The sequence below is a fragment of the Cohnella sp. LGH genome (assembly GCF_017671885.1).
Taxonomy (GTDB): Bacteria; Bacillota; Bacilli; order Paenibacillales; family Paenibacillaceae; genus Cohnella; species Cohnella phaseoli.
Window position 1 is genome coordinate 5,336,521 of sequence record NZ_CP072117.1, and the last position, 20,572, is coordinate 5,357,092.

Annotated in this window: 7 protein-coding genes; 1 reads left to right on the forward strand and 6 read right to left on the reverse strand. The window is 55.1% G+C overall.

Going from position 1 to position 20,572, the window contains the following annotated elements; translation table 11 throughout:
- Window positions 1-219 precede the first annotated feature (219 nt).
- The 4 genes from J4772_RS22895 to J4772_RS22910 form a co-directional block, all read right to left on the reverse strand.
- Window positions 220-8,952, reverse strand: coding sequence for a cadherin-like beta sandwich domain-containing protein (locus J4772_RS22895; protein WP_209071532.1), 8,733 nt, complete (start codon window positions 8,950-8,952; stop codon window positions 220-222).
- Between the two features lie 207 nt (window positions 8,953-9,159).
- Window positions 9,160-10,284 carry a response regulator gene (locus tag J4772_RS22900; RefSeq protein ID WP_209071533.1) on the reverse strand — a complete coding sequence of 375 codons (1,125 nt, stop codon included), beginning with the start codon at window positions 10,282-10,284 and terminating at the stop codon, window positions 9,160-9,162.
- Between the two features lie 90 nt (window positions 10,285-10,374).
- Window positions 10,375-14,097 carry an S-layer homology domain-containing protein gene (locus J4772_RS22905; protein WP_209071534.1) on the reverse strand — a complete coding sequence of 1,241 codons (3,723 nt, stop codon included), beginning with the start codon at window positions 14,095-14,097 and terminating at the stop codon, window positions 10,375-10,377.
- 146 nt (window positions 14,098-14,243) lie between these two features.
- A complete protein-coding gene (locus tag J4772_RS22910; protein ID WP_209071535.1) occupies window positions 14,244-17,252 on the reverse strand; it encodes a histidine kinase in 3,009 nt (1,002 codons plus the stop codon).
- 156 nt (window positions 17,253-17,408) lie between these two features.
- On the opposite strand from J4772_RS22910, the gene J4772_RS22915 reads away from it, so the two are divergent.
- Window positions 17,409-18,530, forward strand: coding sequence for a polysaccharide deacetylase family protein (locus tag J4772_RS22915; RefSeq protein WP_209071536.1), 1,122 nt, complete (start codon window positions 17,409-17,411; stop codon window positions 18,528-18,530).
- A 235-nt stretch (window positions 18,531-18,765) separates the two neighbouring features.
- On the opposite strand, the gene J4772_RS22920 is transcribed toward J4772_RS22915, so the two are convergent.
- Window positions 18,766-19,629, reverse strand: coding sequence for a carbohydrate ABC transporter permease (locus tag J4772_RS22920; protein ID WP_209071537.1), 864 nt, complete (start codon window positions 19,627-19,629; stop codon window positions 18,766-18,768).
- A gap of 12 nt (window positions 19,630-19,641) precedes the next feature.
- Window positions 19,642-20,517, reverse strand: a complete 876-nt coding sequence (locus tag J4772_RS22925) for a carbohydrate ABC transporter permease (protein WP_116065337.1) — start codon at window positions 20,515-20,517, stop codon at window positions 19,642-19,644.
- Window positions 20,518-20,572 lie beyond the last annotated feature (55 nt).

A 20,572-nucleotide genomic window follows, 5' to 3' on the forward strand; every position in this document is an offset into this window, starting at 1 on the left:
GTATCTCTCCAATCGATAGATTTCGACTTTATTCTACACATTGGCTCTAAACAAATAATAAACAAATCTAGTTCTATAGTCCTTAAATCGAAAACAGGGCGCTCCACTACGCAAAAAATGCGCTTGAGAAGAATCTCTTTTATCGAAATCTATAAAGAAAAATCGCCAATCCAAGCGAAAGCCCGCCAGACCTTCCGGTCAGCGGGCTTTCGCTTCAATTTATTTGCGCTTTGGAACGAGCTGCCCATCTTTGCCTTCCGACACCGTTACGATGCCGGACGCCGATTCGATGTCGCGAATCGCCCAGTGGCTCGTAGGAACGTCCGGCCAGGAAGAGGCCGAGACGGCGGGCGTCGGACGATCAAGCAGTCGATTCAGCACCCGCACCGTCTCTGCTCGAGTCAACGGACGATCCGGATGGAACGAGCCGTCCGGATAACCTTGCAGAATGCCCGCTTGCAGTGCTTTGCCGATGGCCTCCGCAGCCCAGTGCCCTTGTACGTCGTCCGGGAGCGCCGCGGTCGCTGTCTGATCCCCAGCTCCCGCCGGAATCAGTCTGGCCACGATGCTTGCCATTTCCGCACGAGTTACCGCAGCCCCCGGACGGAAACGACCTTGATTATCTCCAAGCATCAAGCCCGAGCTTTGCATATCGGCAATCGCCTCTGCAGCCCAATGCTTGGCCGCCACATCCTCATAGCCTGCAGCCCGTCCGGCAGCGGAAGCATCCGCGCTCTTTAAGCCAAGACGATGCAGAATGGTAGCGAACTCCGCGCGTTTAATCGATTGCGAAGGGCGGAATGTTCCGTCCGGATACCCGGACAGATACGGTTCCAGCGTTCCTGCCGTTTCTCCCTCGCTCAAGCCGATTCGTACAATCGTAAACGTACTGAACTTGTCGACTTCGACGGCAATGCCGGCTACGCTGCCATCCGCGTTGTATCTAACCTCTCCCTGCATCAGCTTCTTCTCTCCGTCGCTATGCTCAATGTACACTCTCAGCTCCGACAGCAGCTTTTTGGCTGCCTCCTTATCCAAGGGCAGCTTTACGCTGTCGAGACGCAGCAGCACTTCCGTCTTAGAGCCGGAATAGTTCGTTTCGATTTTGACCGGGTATCCGATCACGGAGACCAGGCGGCCGTCGGCCGCTTGCACGACTAGGTCCGCCTCCAGCACCCGAGTGTCTACCGTCTTTCGCTCGCTGGCCGCAACGATCGGTACGATGCGGAAGTAGGCGTCCGTCCTCTTCTGGCCAAGCTGCTTCAGCGCATCGCTCCGCAGCTCGATGACGCCTTCCGGCAGTTCGATCTGCAGCGACAAGCCGCTATCCGAGAGAAGTGTTAGCGCTTGAGCGCTTAAGCTCACGTAGCGCTCATCGGCAGGATCGCCCGGCAGATCCGTTACTTGAATCCGCGCGACGGTTGTCTTGCCCTGCTTCGCCTTGGCGACAACGTCTTTCGCCTTATCCGCATCCAGCTTCACCGTATCGGTTGTGCTGCCGTCGGCAGCAACGGTCCGAATGATCGATATTTGCACAACCCAATCTCCCGCGCCGCCGGTAACCGTCGATTGACGAACATTCCCTGTTGTTGTCGCCGGCGATGACGAAGACGAGGACGAAGAGGAACCTGAGCTTGTTCGCGTTACATGGACAGAATAGGTTTGTGAGGTCCTACGATCCGCCGACTCCACATTTACGATAATCGTGTTTTCCCCGACCGCGACAGAAGGCGTAAATGTGCCGCCGCCTTGTTGCGTAACATCTTGCACCGTTACGATTGCATCCGGATCGCTTGCCATGGCAATGATGCTCACCTTCGCATTCCGGGTTTGGGATACCGTATCGTACTTAAACTTGTACGGCGAGAACTCGCCATCCAGGTTTGGCGTTGCTTCCAGACTGGCAAGCGTTGGCGACTGTCCAGGCGCCGTCTGTCGGCGCAATAAGCCAACCGTGTAGGCGCGCGTCGTGGCTTCATCCTCCGCGGTTACTTCAATGGCAACGGTTTGCGCATCCTTCGTAAACGGTACAGACACCACTCCGCTCGTTGCCGTCAGACCGTTGATACGAAGAACTGCACCCTCCTGCTCGGCAATAGGCAAAAGCTTAAACTCATCCGTCGCATCAGGCACTAATACTTTATAATTGCTCGTTTGAGGATTGAAGTCCGCTAACAGCTCCGCCCCGTCTGTGACAATCCCCAGGCTTTGCAGCCGCGCATTGTCGCTTGGCTCGCGCATCACTACAAGGGTATACTCTCGCTCAGTCACACCATCCGGCGCAGTAACGATAATCGGTATCCGATTCTCGCCAACGCTTAACTGAATCGGCGCAGAGGCTTGCCCGCTTGAGACAGCCTGACTTTTCACTTGAATGGCGGAGCCGATCTTCGATGCGCCAGCGGTCACCGTCACAAGATCCACGCCGTTGCCCACATAGGCGGTATAGCTCTCCTCCGCTCCTGTGAAGCTTGGCGCCGGAATCTCGTCTCCGGTCTGCGCATTGTTAAGCGTTAACGTACTCAGTGTCGCTTCGCTGGAGCCCGTTCCATTCAGCTTCAGCGAATAGAGCTTGTCTCCCGCACTTGCGGAATGTACTTTGATGGACACCGTTGTTTCCCCGGAAGCAGGCAACGCTATGTCCACATATCCGCTGGCCGGAAGTGTCGTATCATTGACCGTCACTGTAGAAGCAGCATCCATCGGCACCGCATACACGCGAATGCTGTCCGCATAGGCTGCCGCTTCATATTCGGTTTGACCGAATTGATAAGGCGTAATCATCCGTGCGTTGCCTACGGCCAGCGATGCCAGATCGCTAGGCGTTGGCGGAATCGGTCCAGACACGCCCCGCATTACTTCAAACTTGTATACCGTTTCGTTGCCCGCCATATCCGAAGCGGTCATTACGAATACGACAGATTCTTCCGGATCTCCCCACTCGATCGGAGCGTAATAACTGAATTGACCGTTATCGTCCACAGGCACAGTAATGCCGTTCACAACAAGCGTTGCTCCCGCATCGGTTTGGCCGGTCATATACACATTGCTGTGTTCCGTAACCCTGCCATTAAGCGATATCGGCTCGTTCTGCGCATCCAGGCCTCCGGAAGCGATCAGCAGCGGCGCCGTCCGATCAATGACCAGCTTACGTGAGGTTATGCTGAGGTCGCCGCGTTCATTAACGGCTTCAATCCGTACACTGTATACCCTCTCTTGCAGTTCACTCACGCCAAGCAGCGCCTGCAAATCAAACGTTGCCGTTCCATTCGCCGCTACCGGCTTGCTCTCCAGCCGCTTTCCGTTAACCAACAGAGTAAGCGCAGCCGCTTGATCGGATTGAATCTGCAAGGAAACCTGCTCGGCCGCAGTAAACCCTACTTGCTCCTCGCTGCCGTAATAAGCCATATAGGATTTCTCAACAACTGCCTTCCCACCGGCCGTGTCCACAGTTACGGCTAATGTTGCCGGCTCCGGGGCAGGCAGCTCCGTCTGCACGCTCGCAGACAGCGGGCTGAGCACGATGCAATCTTGCTTATATCCGATAGCTGAGACCGCAATATCGTAAGTCGCACCGACAGTCAGATCGGAAATGATCACCTTTTGTATATTACCCGCTTGCGGCTCGGCATCCATCACCGGAACCATCGCAGGAGCGCCGCCATGCTTGCTCGCCCAGATCCGATAAGCGGACACATCCCCGGAGATAGAGGCAAACTGCAGCGTGATTTCTCCGTTGCCTGTCGCAACGACCTGCGGCTGCTCCGGCGCTTCAAGCGCAGTAGGCGCGGTCACTTCGACGCTCCCCTCCGCCATCGCCAGCAGCGGCATTTCATTCGTGCTTTCGCCTAAGACACTCAGATGATAAGTGCCGGGCAGCAGATCTCCCGGAAGATCGATCGCCTGATTTCCGGAAGCCGGCAGACCGCTGCGGATCACTTCTCCACCCCATTGATCAGCGCTGCCTGTGAGCATTAGCGTTACTTGCGTATCGGACGCCGCATTTTCCGCAGACCATGCGACCTGAATCCGATTGCTTGCACCGGCGACGTTCGATACTGAAGCTGTCAATGCCGGCAACGGAAGTAACTTCTGAATTTGCAGATCGACCGCTTTTGCCGTTTGAACCGTCCACTTGCCTGACGGGGCATTGAGCAGCGATACGTAAAGCATATCCTTGCCGTCATTGACCGGGTTCGACGTGACAATCTGCGGCGAATCTCCGCTTGGGGCCGCGCTCCATACGCGGTCGGATGCCGGCTGCAAATAAGCATTGCCGTCAGGTTCGGCAAAGTTCAGTGTATACGGCTCGCCATCAGGCGCGATCAGAATGGTGTTCTCGTTGCCGCCGTTCACCGTCAGCATGTAATCCCCTTGTTCTTCCAGCATAAAGTATTTGCTGACAAGCCCTTCAATCCTCAACGGTTTGATCGACAAGAACGGCTTGGACGCCTTATAAGCAACGACGTTCGTGAAGCTGTCGCTTACGACCTTCCACTGTCCCTTCAGATTAACGCCGTCCAGCCAAATCGTTTGCTTCTGCTGAGACTCGTCATACAGCACATTCATCCCCGGCACACCGGGGTCGGACTGCAGCGCATACCGCTCGCCGTCAGGTGCATACAGCTTCGTCTGCGCATTGGCTCCGTAAATTTCCACAATCGCTTGACCGTGCTCGGTCTGATTCAACTCGAATACCGTCGGATAAGCTTGATTTTGCGCCCATTCCGCAACATCGCTCATCCCCGTTCCGGACGGCGCGTTGCTCAAGGTTACGGACGGACTTGTACCTCCGCTAATCATCCATGTGCCCGCCTGCGCCGCATCTAACAAGACGTACATCGTTCCATCCGCAGCACGGAACGAGTTCCAATTCGGTTCGCTTTGTGCCGTTTGCAAGCTGTAAGGCCGCCCATCCGGCTTGTTCACAATCGGATCGGTTGGCGTTTGCCCGATTTGCAGAATGTAGCTGCCCGGCTTGTCCACCGTGAAAGAGGTCACCGAACGCTCCGCCGCTTCCGTCCACAGCTTGCCGAGTTCATTCAACTGCAGCGATTTATTGGCGAACTGCAGTTCATTCACTTGAACCGCACTGCTGCCGCTTGTAGTCAAATTCCATTCTCCTGCGTACAACGCTACGCGCATATAGGTCGTATCGCTGTCCGCATCATAAGTCGTCTCCGCTTGTACGGTCTGCTCCTTCGTTGCACCCGCAGCCGTCGCTTTCAGCACCGCGGCTCGTTGATCCCCGGTTAACGCAATCAGCGCGGTATACGGATGATCTACGCTCAAAGAAATCGATAGCTTGCCTGCCGAAGCTTCCGTTGCCGTCACAGCATACGGCGTCTGATCCAATGTCGTCAACTGTCCCGCCGTCATACGCGCTTGCGCATCGATATGCACCGGCTTCTCCGGCTGGATCGACGCGCCGATCGTCGTCAAATCAAAGGCGCGCGGAAGCGGAGCCGCTGATAAAATATGCACCGGATTGTCTTTGCTCGACTTCGAAAATCCGAGCACGCCGGTTACAATGTCGAGCCACGGCGCCGTTGCATCGAATACGCTGGCAATACCGCCGCCAATCGCGCCTCTAAGACTCCACGTAGGCCACGTAGGCTTCGGCGGCTCCGCCTCTACGTCAAACGACATCGTGTTGTCCTTCACCGAGTACCCTAGACTCGCGCCTATGCCATTGTGCTTAAACGTACCGTAAAGCCCGCCTTGACTCACATTTAAGATCACGTCTTTGACCGTCGCTCCGCCGATGCGCGGAACCCCTGCCGGAACGCGAACGGTTGCGGTGATCGAACCTTTAAATCCTGACAGATTGGCCATGCTGATCGGGCCTATTATTTTGCCATCGAGATTGAAATCGCCCTTCATCGTATAACCCGGGTTGGAAAAACCCTTAACAGCTGCCGTTTTGGCATCTGTGACAGCTTGCAGGGTCATATTCGACACAGGCAGCCAATAGTAGTTGGCCGTTCCGTTATTCGTAGTTAAACCATAAGGAAACAGAGTGGCATTAAATTCGCTATTGTTCAAATGATACTGGGCATTGCCCTTCTGCAACTGCGAAGAACTCGCGTCGTTCATCGAGCCGGTAACGCGCAGAGTTTGGGGAATCTGTGTTTTGTTCGCCAGATTATCCACGCTGCCGGATAGTGGATCGACCTTTAATCCTGTCATGCCAAGTCTCTCCGACGTCCACGTGTTGTATTTGATGCTGTCGAGACGTCCCTGCTTGGTCAGCGTATACAGATTAAAGCGGAGGCTCGTCCCAGGCAATGTGCCCGTTTCCTCAAACCTGACATATGGAACGCTGTCAATGCTGTTCACAACCGCTTTAAAACCATCCACATCGAGCGGGCCTGCTTTAAGACCGGTATCTACGGCAATGCTCTTGTACAATTCAAACCGGCCGCTACTGAACGTCAGCTCATCCGTCGTTACCCATTCATCAATCTCTTGATCCCCTAATGGCAGAACGAGGTGAAGCTCCGCATTTAAACGAAACCCGGATATTGTAAAAGTAAGCTGGTTGGCCTTGACGGGAATGTCCAGATTCAAATAATCTTCCGCTTCCGTGGTCGTCAAGCCAATTGAAAAATGGTCAGACGCAATTGTAAACGGTCCTTCATAAAGCGTATAGGAGACGGACCCCAGCGCGTTATTGCTATTGACGTATAGGCGACCATCGCCGCTAATCGTCGTTGTTGCGCCGCTCTTGTCCACCACCAGACTCGCGCCCTTGAACAGCAACGAATCATTGATAACAACCGGTTCGGTTGCGTCATTCAAGACATACACATTCGGTACTGACGGGTCCTCCGTGAATATGCCTTTCAATTTAAGACTGTTGGCCTCATTGCTGCTCGATGTGCTGGCGACTTCGATGCTGGCGAAGTTGCGCGGCTTGTAAAAGCCCGATTCAGTGAGCAGCAGCCCATCGTCGAATACACGATCGTTAAAGAAATCATGCTCCAGATGTACGTCATATTGACCGGGCGGCAGGTCGGCTTCCCATGTCAACCCCAGTTGACGATCGTTAATAATACTATAATTGAGCGGATATTGTGCGCCGTCCGAATCCTTCAGGAAATAATGAATGCTGTCGGGCGATTTGCTCAGCAGGTTGCTAATCCCCGTTCCTACAGCGACCAACCGCTTCTTGTCTTTGACATGAAGCACCGCAGCGCCTACGCGGTTGAATTGGAGATCCGTCGCCTCTACATTCCCGCTCTCCATCCTGAAACGCTTGATCTCCGTATAGCTCTTGCCAAGCTCATTAACGGCATAGCCCCGAACCTCGTATTGCTGCATCCACTCCAGCCCCGTTAACTGAACCGTGAAGGAGCCTGGAGCAGAGGCAGAGCCGGTATAAGGAACATCCGTCCAAGCTCCGTTGCCCTCTTGCGAGTAGGCGCGATATTCGATTCCGCGTGCGGTAATATCCTTCGTTCCATTATCATAGACGCTGGTCACCACGCTGACGACATCATTCGCATGATTATTCTCATCCACGCTGACGACCGGGTCCCCTGCAAGTCTGACCCCCGGCGCCGACGGCTGCGGCACGCCGAACAGCCAGGTTTCATTTATTGTGCCCGCGGGCATGTTGCCGACCAGGTTATTATCATTGTAATTATCATAAATCTTTATTGCATCCCGATGACCGCCGAAATAGACCAGGTTTTGACCATCGAAAGCCATGTTCGCATAGCTGATGGGGAAAGGTTCCCGTTGATTGTCGACCCCTCTAACAGGATATATATTCCCGCCTATTTCTCTCCAATCGCGCTGATATATTCTATCTGTGGAAAATCCGCTTGAAAGATATTCCCAAGTATCTTCTCCTGCCCAACCATCTACAGCCTCCGCAGTCATGCCTATATCATTAGGCAATTTCAATTCTGGAATTACGGTTAAATTGGTCATGTTGATGTAGCTGGTTACTCCGCCAACATTTACGATTCGCCGCCCGTCATACGCCATCGCATTGCCCCAGCGACCGTAAACATCCCCCTTATAATCTTCAACCGCCGGTCCGTCGATCGAACTCCATGATTGCGCAACGCGATCCCACAGCCACAATAAAGTAGAACCTCGATCAAACGTAACCGGCTTTGTTATTATTGGTGCATGTGTACTCGTATAGGTACCTGTCGTAGGCCCCTCATTTCCGCCAAAAAGCAGTGCTTTTTCACCATTATAAACCATCTGCCCGCTGTGGAGAGCCGGAGGCATAACAGTCGGATGAGCTTCCGTCCAACCCGCTCCGTCCCACAGCCACATATCGCCTAACGGCGTCTTCGTACTTCCGCTAAGTTCATAGCCGCCGAACAGAACCAGATTTTCGCCGTCAAACGCCATCTGAGCGCCGCCTCGGGCGGATGGAGAGTCGGCAAGCCCCGTAACCTGCTCCCATCTGGCATTGAGACCGTCCCACAGCCATGTATCGCCCAGCACGCCGGACTCTCCTTCGCCCCCGAAAAGAAGGACTTTTCCGATGTTCGGGTCATAGGCCATCGCTGCCGATTTGCGCTTGTCGGGAGAGAGCGTGAGCTGCAGCATATCCTGCCAGGTTTGCTGCTGACCGTCCCAAATCCACGTATCGTTCAGCAGTGCGACACCTTCTCCTCCGAACAAAATCACATTTTCAGCCGCTTCGTCATGAACCATCGATGCCGCTTGTCTGGCCTCCGGAGAGAGATTAACCTGAACTTGCTTCCATTTATAATCCGTAAGAGCTGCAGTCGGCGGATTAGCGTTCAATTGCACGAAGCCGTCCCCGTTGCCGGCTCCTGCAGCCTGAACCGTATTCACCCCTCCGAAGATAGGCAGACACTGCCATAACAACGCGGCAATCAACAATCTGGCCAATCCCAAATTCCAATGCTTGCGTGTGCGCACCAAATCTGTTCCTCCGTTCTTATCGTAATTCCGTCCCATTATGTTTCTCTCCATTCGATAGAGTTCGACTTGATTCTACATCTCTGCGATAAACGGATAATAAACAAGTCTGATTCCGCGTCCGGCACGCGAAAAGGGCGCTCCCTCACGCGACAATGCGCTTAGGAAGCACCCTTATACCGAAGCATGAAGAAAAGCTGCCGACCGCCAATTGACCTTAATCTGTTTGCTGATCATTCTCGGAGATTATCCGCAAATCTCCTCGTAGAGCGCTCGCGAAGAATCAGAAGGTTTGACTTGCAACTCTTCCAGCTTGTCCAACAGTTTGCGGTACACGACGTGCACCCGATCGTTCATCCCCAAGCCTCGATAGCTGCTCATCAATAACCGATAAGCTTCTTCGTCGTATGGGGAACGCTCGATTGCCTTCTCCGCGGCTTTTGCTGCTTTATCGTACTCGCGTTCGTTCAGCCGAATTTTGCCCAGCGTGAGACTCCACTCGTATACGAATTTTTCAAAGGCTCCCGTCTGCTGCTCTGCCCACAAATAATCGTCCTCCTGCAAGAACGGCCCCCTGTAATACGATAGCGCTTTTTCAATTTCGGCGGCCTCCGGATGTTCCGCCTCTTTTAGTTTCTGCAGCCGGCCCGCTAGGAAGCGCGCATCTACGTCAATACGTTCCGTATCGAGAAAATAGCCTTCATTTACGTATTTCAGAACTTCGCCGAACCCGATTCGCTTCAAATTTTTTCTCAATAGACTAATGCAGGTATGCAAGTAGATTTTAGCTTTTTGATAATTCTCGTCTGGCCACAAAGCTTCGATCAAGCGATCTCGATGCACACGCTTCTCATCCTGGGAAGCCAAGTAGGCGAAAAGCTCTTTCTCCTTGGCCGTACGCCATTTCAGCCAAGGTCCTCCTTCTATTCCGACGGACATGGGGCCGAACAATTGAACGCTCATCCTGCCGACAGCGGGAGCGAGAGTTCTTTCGGCGCCCCTCATCTTATCTATCGTATGTCGAAGTCTAGCTATCGTCTTGGACAACCGATCCGCTTCCAGCGGTTTCAGCAAATAATCGACAGCCGCATGCTCAAAGGCGGAAATCGCATATTGATCGTAGGCGGTCACGAACACGATCTGCACGTCAGTATTGACGTTTCTGACGACTTCGGCCAACTCCAAACCGTTCATCTCCGGCATCTCGATATCCAGAAACAGCACGTCGGGCTTCAACTCGCCAAGCTGACGAATCGCATCGAACCCGTTGTTCGAGCGACCGATGACCTCCACTTCTCCGGATCGCTGCAAAAAGAGCTCCAAAATCGCCAGAGCATGCTCTTCATCATCTACCAAAAATGCCGTAACCATGACGCTCTCCTCCGTTTATGTTCACCTGTGCCGTCACCGATCGCCGATCGCACGATTCAGCTTGAGTATAACCCAGGTCAACAAGCCGATCTACTTTTTCACCGGATAATCAACCGTGGCCGCCTGAATCGCCTCGAACGCCCAATAGCCCGTCGGAACGTCGCTCCACTTGCCTTCACCGGCTGTCAGCGGTTTGCGCTCAAGCACCCGATTCAAAATCGCTACCGCTTCGGCGCGGGTCAGCGGCTGCTCCGGACGGAATGCGCCGTCCTTGTACCCATTCATATAACCCGCCGCTTGCGCCTTGGAGATAGAAGATTCCGCCCAATGCCCGGCCGTATCGGAGAATGCGAAAGCCGCAGTCTCGGTTGTCGTCGCGGCTCTCAGTCGCAGCGCGATCACCGCCATCTCTGCGCGAGTGATCGGCCGCTCCGGATAAAACTTGCCATCTGCGGCGCCCTTCATCAGTCCGTCGAGCGTCGCATAGCCGATAGCCGCAACCGCCCAATGCTTGGCCGAAACATCCGAATACGAAGCGGATTGCTCTTGCCCGTTCGTTCCGGACAGATTGTACAGGATCATCGCCATTTCCGCGCGGGTTAACTGCCGATCCGGACGGAACGTGCCGTCCTTGAAGCCTTTCATATAAGCCTTGCTCATGGCCGCTTGCTTCGCCGGTTGGCCTTCCAGCACCGTAAACGTACTGAAATGCTTGATCGTAAAACGAAGCCCCTGCTTGCCGGATGCGTCGTAGGACACCAGCTCGCCCTGAATCAGTTCCTTCGTTCCGTCGCTATGCTGGATAAAAATATAGAGATTGGCCGCTTGCTCTGCCGTTGTTTTCTGTTCCAGCGGCAAGGTTAGCGTCACCGGGCGGCTGGACAGGTTCGTCTCGATTTCCATCGGACGGCCTTGGACAACCAGCGACGTCTTGATCAGCTTGTCGCTGACGATTTGCTCCGCAGCCGCTTGCTGCTCGACCGCTTTCCGTCCGGCTTCCGACTTGACCGGCACGAGCCGGAAATACACATCCTCGGAAGACCCTTGAAGCGAATTGTAAGGAATGAGGATACGGACTCCGTTCGTAATCAGCTCCAAGTCGACTTTGCCGTCCGCCAGCGCCGCGACAGCTGCTTTCGGCAGCTTCGCGAGCAGTTCGGCCACTTCGTCCTTCGCGTCCGGAACGACGATGCGGGCGGTATGCGAAGCGGCCTTGTTCAACTGCTCGATCGCCTGGACCGCTTGTTCCGCCGTCAACGTCAGTTCGTCCAGCTTCCGTCCGCCAGCATCAGTTGTGCGGCGGATCGTGGCCCGGGACACAATGCCGTTCTTGTCGCCCGCTCCGTCCTGTACGTCAATCGTAATCGTCTCCGGCGAAGGAGAACCCCCGCCCCCGCCTCCTCCGGAGGAACGCGCCTGCGGCGTCACAGCGTTCGACTCGGCAGAGGATTCGCCGGTGCCAACGTCGTTAACGGCGACCACCCTGAACGTATAAGCCATGCCGTTCGTCAAACCCGTTACCTTAATCGGGCTGCCCGGACCGCTTGCGGTCGCTCCGCCGGGGTAGGCAGTTACCGTATAGCCGGCAATGGCTCCTCCGCCATTGGAAGCGGGGACCGCAAAGCTAACCGTCGCTTCCCCGTTGCCCGCCGTTGCTTGAATATTTGTCGGCGCATCCGGAACCGTCATCGGCGTAACGGCATTGGAAGCGCTCGAAGCGATGGATTCTCCCTTGGTATTGACAGCGACGACTGTGAACGTATACTCCGTACCGTTGGTCAATCCCGTCACCTTGATCGGGCTGCTTGGGCCGCTGGCCGTCAACCCGCCGGGATAAGCGGTTACTGTATAACCGCTTATCGGCGCGCCTCCGTCATACTCGGGCGCGATAAAGCTGACGTCCGCCTCCCCGTTTCCTGAGGATGCTACTACGCCTTCCGGAGCATCGGGCTTGGCGAACTCCCACTTCTGGATCCGATGATTGCCGAAATCGGCGACAAAAATATCTCCGTTCCCGTCAATCGCCACGCCGGTCGGACTGTAGAACTCGCCCGGCACGTTCCCCGCTTGATTGCCGGATTTGCCCCACTCTCTCCACACGCCTGTCGAGCTATCCAGCATTTGAATGCGATTGTTGGCCAGATCCGCGACATAGACGTTATCCTCATGATCCACAGCGACATCGTAAGGCTCGTAAAACTGCCCTAGTCCGGCTCCCTGCCCGAAACCGATCTCCTCCCACTCTCCGGAGACGTTCAATTTCTGAACGCGACCATTGTCGGTATCGGCCACATAGACATTGCCGGCACTGTCGACCGCTACGCTCGAAGCGTATTCGAATTGCCCCACCGCCGTTCCTCTCCCGTTGCCGAGGACTTCCCATAATCCGGTATCGACCGCCCGCTTTTGAATGCGGAAGTTGTTTATATCGGCGACATAGATGTTGCCCTCACGATCGACCGCCACATCGCTTGGAAATTCGAACTGCCCGGGCTGGCTTCCCCGTTGACCAAGCTCGCTCCAGCCATTCGCATCCCTTACCTGAATACGATGATTATCCCGATCCGCAACATAGACGCTGTCATCGTCTCCGACTGCGATACCCGACGGATTCTCGAACTCGCCCAATGCGCTGCCCGCTTGGCCGTCGCCGCTGCCCCATTCGCTCCATAGCCCGGAGGACGCGTCCAGCTTCTGGACGCGGTTGTTACCGTAATCCGAAACGTACAGGTTGTCTCGACTGTCTATCGCTATGCCGACCGGAGCACTAAATTCGCCCAGACCATGCCCCTCGACGATTCCGGTCTGCCCCCATTCGTTCCAACTGCCGGTAGCCCCGTCGAGCTGCTGGATCCGGTGATTGCCGGTGTCCGCCACGTACAAATCCCCATGGCCGTCCACCGCTATGCCGAACGGGTCCGTGAATTCACCGAGCCCATTGCCCGAAAAGCCGTCGTATTTTTTCCAATCGCTCCAAACGCCGGTTTCTGCATCCCTTTTCTGGACGCGATGGTTACGCGTATCGGCAACGTACAGATTGCCGCCCCGATCTATCGCGAGTGAGGACGGGGAACTGACCTGCCCCGGATTATTCCCGCCGCCTTGAGTCAGCGTCTCCCAATTGCCCGAAGCTCCGGGGGTTACATCCAGCTTCTGTATCCGATAATTGGCGCCGGAGTCGGCCACATAGACGTTGCCGCTTCCGTCGACCGCTACGCCTCGCGGAAATTTGAAGCCCGTGTAATCGGTCCACGTTTCAGTTGCCTTATCCAGCTTACGAACGCGGTTATTGTCGGTATCCGCCACGTACACATTGCCCGCCGCATCCACCGCTATGCCTTTCGGTTTTTTGAACTGCGCCGGATCGCCGATGGTCGCCCACGTCCCCGGCGTTCCCGCCGAAACGTCCAGCACTTGAATCCGGCTGTTCTCCGTATCCGCGACGTAGACGTTGCCGCTTCCGTCCACCGCTACGGCTCGCGGACCGTTAAACTCCCCCGCCCCGCTTCCCGGCCCTCCCGTATTCGTATTCAACGCGCTCCAGCTCCCGGTAACGGCGTCCCGTTTCTGAATCCGGTGATTGCCCGTATCCGCCACGTAGAGGTTCCCGGCACTATCGACCGCTACTCCCGAAGGAGTATCGAAAGCCCCGAGCAAAGAACCGCTTACGGCGCCGGACTTGCCATAGGCCGTCCAGTTTCGCGAAAGCGCGGAGGCCGACGACGCCTGAGGCAAAGCCAGCATCGCAGCGATGATCCCTATCCACACTTTGTATAAAAGAGCTTTTGCATACTTCAGTCTGTTCCTAGCCATTTCGCTTACATCCTCCCATCATCTTTAAAACCGGCGGTCGAGCGACGCGATTCGACCATTTTCCATCTCAGCTTACACGAACGCTCTTAACAAACGCTGAAAAAGCCCATTCGCAAGGAATGGGCCTCGTATCTATTCGTTTCGGGCTATTCGTACACAAGCGGAAGCCAGATGATTACCTTTGTACCGACGCCCCGCTCGCTCTCCACGATAGGCGCCCTGCCGGTCATGTGCGCCACTCGGCGAGTGATGTTGCGGAAGCCGACTCCCTGCTCCTGCTTTTCGCGATTCAGAATCGCCTCGACCTGCTCCGCCGTCATGCCGACTCCGTCGTCCTCTACGACGACCCGGACAAACTCCCCCTCCCTCTGGATCGAGAGCTTGACGGTTCCGCCGCTCAGCTTCTTGGACACCCCGTGACGAATCGCGTTCTCTACGAGCGGCTCGATCGTCAGAGGCATGACCTGGCAGCGATACAGCTCCGAATCGATATCCAGCTCGACGCGAACGCGTTCTCCGAACCTCGCCTTCTCGATGTCCGCGTAGGCTTGAATCAGCTCGATCTCCTTGCTCAGCCTGACGGTTTCCTCCGTATTATCCAGATGAAAAATGATGCGCAAATATCGGCTGAAAATGCTAAGCAGCTCTCCGGCTCGCGGCCCGTCCGTGTAACACAGCGACATAATCGTACCGAGCGCATTATAGAGGAAGTGCGGCTTAATCTGAGATCGCAAAAACGCCATCTCGCTGCGGGCCGCTTCCTTGACAAGCCGTTTCATTGACAGCAGCGTATGGATACGGACGCGAATTTCTCCGGGATCAAGCGGACGGGCGACGAAGTCGCTTGCCCCGGCGGCGATGCCCGCTTCTATGTCCGCGGAGGTGCTTCGGGAGCTGATCAGCAGAAGCGGCAGCTCGACTTGCGTAAAGTGACGGCGAATTTTTCGGCATAGCTCAAAGCCGTTTTCCTCCGGCAGCATGACATCCACCAACACGAGATCGGGGCGGTCGAACCGAGTGACGGCCTCGTAAGCCTCCTTGCCGTTGCCGGCGAAGAGAGCCTCGTAGCCTTCGGCGGTGAGCATCCCGTACAGATGCTCGACCCCGATCGGGTCGGCCGATGCAATCAGAATCCGCGCGGCTCCGTCCCTCCGGCTTGCTTGTCCAGCAGGAGCCGGGCTTGTCTCCGGCTCAGCCGCAGCGGCAACCTCCGCCAAGGAATCGGAAGGAGCCGCCGGCAGAGAAATATGCAAGCCGTTCCGGCCCGAAACGAACGAACCGCCCATCAGCTCGACAAGCTCCTTCGCTACCGATAAACCAACCGTAAATCCATTGTCGGCCGCTGCGGCATTCTCGTCCGTTTTCGCCTTGGGGACCGAGGTCTCGATCCCGATGAACACCCGTCCGTCGCTCAACGAGCTGACAACGCTCACGTCCCCCACCTGTGTATCGGTCAGAATCGAGTGAACGGCATTGTGTATCACCTGGATCAGGCGTCTTTCATCCGCGTGCACATATCTTGCTTGAGGATCGATCCGCGGAACAAGCCGAATATTTTTACCCTTGGCGAGAAATGCGGACACCTCCATCACGACGGAGACGCAGCTTCCCAGATCGACCACTCCGGGATTCAGCGCCAGCTTCCCGTCCCGAATGCGTGCCCCGTCGATGATATCGTTAACCAAATTGGACATTTGGTACGCCGTGTTCCGAATCATTAACAAACGTTCCCGCGCCTCCGCCCCGCCGCGCCTTAACGTATCCTGAAGCAGCGTCCGCGAGACGTTCATGATCCCGTTCAGAGGCGTATTCAGTTCATGCGAGGTAAGCAGCAGAAACTCGTCCTTCATCCGGTCCGCGATCTGAAGCCGCTTGGTCAGTTTGTCCATCGAGACGTAAGCGGCGACGTATTGATGGATCAGCAGCGTCACGACACAGATAAAAAACAGCGAGCCTACCGCATTGTTCAGCAGCATCGACGTCATGTTCGCACTGCTCAAAATGACGTTCGCTCCAAGCATAATCGTAGCCCATACCGCCGCGATAAACAGTTGGAACTGACGTCGGGACAGCCGACCGTAGCTTCCCTTCGCATATTCGCGTATCAAGCAGACAATTAGCGCCAAGTAGGCAAGCATCATCACCAAATAGACAATGTCCTGAGCGGCGGAATAGAGCCGGAAAGGCAGCAAGGCAATCGCCGCCACGTAGATCGTCAGCAGCCAAACCATAGCGCGGACGATGCCGCGAACGATCGGCCGCTCGATCAGCTTGCGCACAATCAGGAAGAACAGCGCCGGCGTCGCGAACAAGGAGACGGTTTTGATTTTGAAGGCCAATTCGAACGGCAATTCCGGCAGCCACTGCAGCAGGACGCGTTCCCCGTTCGCAATGACGCTGATGGCGTAGAGAACGAAGTAAAGCGCGAACCAAAGCAGCAAAGCGTTCCGGTGGAACCACAAGTACATTCCCAATGTAAAAGCCGCGATAATCAACCAAACCATCGTGCCCATAAGATCGACGCCCACGATGAGGCCTTTCCGGACCTGAACGTCTTTGCCCGGTCCGAACTGAAGCGAGTTAGTGATGCCGCCGGCCTCAAAATCGAAGTTGGAAACTTGAAGCAGCACTTCAAACTCGGAGTGAGCCACCTTAAAATAGGCCGTATAAGGCACGTTCCTCGGCACGTAGCTGTCCCTTGCCGAGCCGGGCTCCCCGGACTCTCCAACCAACGCTCCGTCTATGTAAAGCTTGTCCGCGAATCTGACGTAGTTTTTGGCAATCGCAAGCGCCTCTCCCACCGGAGCGTTCGTCACGACCAGCCGATAGGTGCCGTAGCCGTACCCTTCCATCGCAGCGCCGTCCGGTCCGGTCCATCCGTTCCATTCTCCCGGCACCTGAATAAAGCCGCCCTTGCCCCGTTCCTGCACGGAATGATCAGGAACGAGCAGCTTGCCGGGGTAAAATTCCCACTCTCCGTCCAGATCGAAAACGCCGTCCTTGTACGGGTCCCAGTGACTGAGATCCAGCACGCCGCGATGCACTGCCGTTCCGCGATCCGCGGCCAACGTCCAGGAGGCGACGGCAGCAGCAACGCTTAAGGTCGCCAGCACGAGCAGCAGGAGAAACCGATCGACTTTTTTTTTGCCAGCCACCTTCCCCCTCCTCCCCTCGCCGTTCGCGTATGACTCTTCCCCAACAATATACCATCTGTACTCTCCGCGTCCATCGATTCGAATCCGATCGGAAAATCTGCTATGATCAAAAGGAGTATAAGACGGGATTGACCGATCAATAGAAAGGAATAAAGCATGAAGCTCAAAAGAATATTTCTGATTTTAACGTCGCTGCTTATCATCGGGGTACTGGCGCTGGGCGTGCTGACCGTTCGCTGGTACAACTCTTATTTCCCTTCGCTGTTCAAGGCCATGCCCGGCTTTGTACATGCGCTCGCCTTGGATAAATCCCAGACCGTCTACTACGGATTAAAGCCGACGAAGCTGAGCCCGAACGGCATCTACTATCGGGATCGCGTCATCGTGCTGATGTACCACGACGTCAATCCGGAGCCGCAGGACATCAAATCCCTCAGCACGGCCGACTTCGAACGACAGCTTGAATTAATGGCATCCAACAACTTCCATTGGATCACGATGGAGCAATATCGAGACTTCGTTCTTCATCGGGCTCCGGTTCCCGACAACGCCGTGCTGCTCACCTTCGACGACGGCTACGAATCTCTGTACAGTCACGCGTATCCGTTGCTGCAGAAGCACGGAGCACCCGCTTCCGCTTTCCTGATTGCTAGCAAGGTCGGAGACAGGAAGGGCGCTTTTCCCAAAGCAACCTGGAACCAGATCAAGGAAATGCAGCAAGGCGGGATCGAGTTTTTCAGCCATACGTTCGATTCGCACAGCTATGTGCCGAACTCCCCGAATAAAGGCGATCTGAAAGCGAAGCTGGCCCATCCGATGTACTTGAAAAAAGCGGGGAGAATGGAAACCGAGGAAGAATACGAGCAACGCGTGACCGAGGATTTACGTCATGCGAACGAGGTTTTGCAGCAGGAGCTGGGCAAGCCGAATTATGCGCTCGCGTTCCCTTACGGAGCTTATTCCGATCCGCTATTAAAGGTTTGCGAGCAGCTCGGAATTGAGCTGACCTTTACTGTAAAAAGCGGGCTCAACGCCCCAGGCCAGAAAAATGGCTATCGTCTCAATGCAGGAGGTATGGATAACAATCCGGCATTGCAGATCGAGCTGATGAAGCTGGCGGAAAAGCGGCTCGCCGTGGATTACTCTCCGTTCCTGTCCATCGGCGCCCGCAAAGCCGTCTTCCTGTCGCTGACCGTAGCTGTGCTGCTGATCGGGCTTCTCTGGCTGCGCTTCGGATGGCTGCTCGTTCGCAGACGCCAAAGCGGCTTCAGCTCTTAAAATGCCAACAGAGGCTGTCCCATAAGTAAAAAAGTTGTACAAAAAGATGATCGATAGAGAAGATTGTCGTGCATGTATCTCCTTCCGATGCTATACGATCCTGAAATCCGAATGGTTAACCCGTAATAGGGTAATTTCAGGACCGTATGAAGCAGTCTCCAGGGGATACATGCATTTTTTCTTTATCGATCATCTTGATACAACCCTACTTATAGACAGCCTCAGCAATTGCGATTCAACCCTTGACCGCTCCGGCGGTCATCCCCTTCATGATCTGCTCCTGGAACATCAGGAACGCTATGATCGTCGGGATCACCGCGATGGTCATCGCGGCCATCGTCAGCTTATAGTCGGTCGAATAGCCGGTGGCGAATACCGACAAGCTGAGCGGAACGGTTTTGAGCGCCGGCTTGCTAATAAAGATAAGCGCAAACGCGAAATCGTTCCAGAAACGCAGGAAGCCGAGAATCGCGACCGTAGATAACGCCGGCAGGCTGAGCGGCAGCATCATCCGAAAGAAGATGCCCCAGTAGCCCGTTCCGTCGATCAGCGCCGCTTCCTCGATTTCCTTCGGAATCGACATCAGGAACGCGGCCGTCACGAAGATCGCCAGCGGCAGCTCGAACGCCGTGTACGGCAAGATCAGCGACCAGTACGTATCGAGCAGAGACACTTTCTTCAACATAATGAACAGCGGCACAAGCGTGCTGTGGATCGGAATGAGCATGCCGAGCAGGAACAGGCCCATGAAGAACGCCTTCAGCCGGAATTGAAACCGTGCCAGCACGTATGCGGCCAGCGCTCCTAGCAGCAGCGTTAGCACAAGCGCCGCGATCGTGACGATCGTCGAGTTGATCAGCGAAATGCCCATCGCCGATACATCCCACGCTTTAGTCAGGTTATCCCAGTGCCATACCTCCGGAAGATAGAAAGGTCGCGAATCAAACTCCTCGTTCGTCTTGAAAGCGCTGGTGAACAGCCAGAACAGCGGATATAGCGTAACGATCGCATACAGCGTCAATCCGACATTGATTAATCCGCGGCCGATTTTCGCCCAGTTTCGTCCCGGGTTAAAGGGAAGCTTCTGCTCCATCTGCATGTGTAACGCCTCCTATCGATAATCCCGTTTCATCAGATATTGGCTGCCGAGAATCAAGATGAGACTCAAAATGATAATCGACGTCGAAATCGCGCTGCCGTAGCCGAATCGATATACGTTAAAGGTGCTGTTGTACATATACGATGCGAGCACTTCGGTCGTATGCGCCGGACCGCCGCCCGTCATGACGTAGATCAGGTCGAACGCCTTCAAGCTTCCGGAAATACAGAGCACAACGACGACCTTGATCGTATCCCAGATCATCGGAAGCGTAATCTGGAACAGCTTGCGGGACGAGCCGACCCCGTCGATCTGCGCGGCGTCGTTGATCTCGGACGGAATGTTCTGCAGCGCCGCGATAAAAATAATCATGTACGGTCCGATATAGTTCCAAATAATCGGGATCATGATCATGTACATCGAGATGCTCGGCTCGGAGAGCCATGCTCTCTTAAGCGTTTCTAGCCCCGTGGCGTCCAGTACGAAGTTCAGAATACCGATCTGCGGATGGTAAATGTAGCTCCAAATGATGCCCACGACGACGGATGACAGCACCATCGGCATAAATACGGAAGCTCTAATTATCCTCTGGAAAAGATTCGTCCTCGTCAGCAGAAGCGCCAAAATCATGGCGATCGGCACTTGGCCGAACACGGACGCAACGACGATCAGCATGTTGTTCTTGAAGCCTTTCCAGAAGATCGGATCACGGACGACTTCCGCATAGTTGTCGAATCCGATAAATTTGGCCGCGCCGATTCCCTTCCAATCGAAAAATCCGTAATAAGCGGACCAGAAGATCGGAATGACGACAAAAAACAAATAGATCAGCAGAGCGGGCAAAATTCCGATCACGATAAATCCCTTGATTCGCGCCGAAGTTGTCATGGTTCCCCTCCTTGCAAGTCACACGGCTTCGCTATCCTCGGGACAGCTTGCTCGC

Excerpts from the sequence above, each read along its gene's own strand:
- J4772_RS22895 (WP_209071532.1), bottom strand. The coding sequence starts at position 8,952 with ATGGGACGGAATTACGATAAGAACGGAGGAACAGATTTGGTGCGCACA.
- J4772_RS22900 (WP_209071533.1), bottom strand. The coding sequence starts at position 10,284 with ATGGTTACGGCATTTTTGGTAGATGATGAAGAGCATGCTCTGGCGATT.
- J4772_RS22905 (WP_209071534.1), bottom strand. The coding sequence starts at position 14,097 with ATGGCTAGGAACAGACTGAAGTATGCAAAAGCTCTTTTATACAAAGTG.
- J4772_RS22915 (WP_209071536.1), top strand. The coding sequence starts at position 17,409 with ATGAAGCTCAAAAGAATATTTCTGATTTTAACGTCGCTGCTTATCATC.
- J4772_RS22920 (WP_209071537.1), bottom strand. The coding sequence starts at position 19,629 with ATGCAGATGGAGCAGAAGCTTCCCTTTAACCCGGGACGAAACTGGGCG.
- J4772_RS22925 (WP_116065337.1), bottom strand. The coding sequence starts at position 20,517 with ATGACAACTTCGGCGCGAATCAAGGGATTTATCGTGATCGGAATTTTG.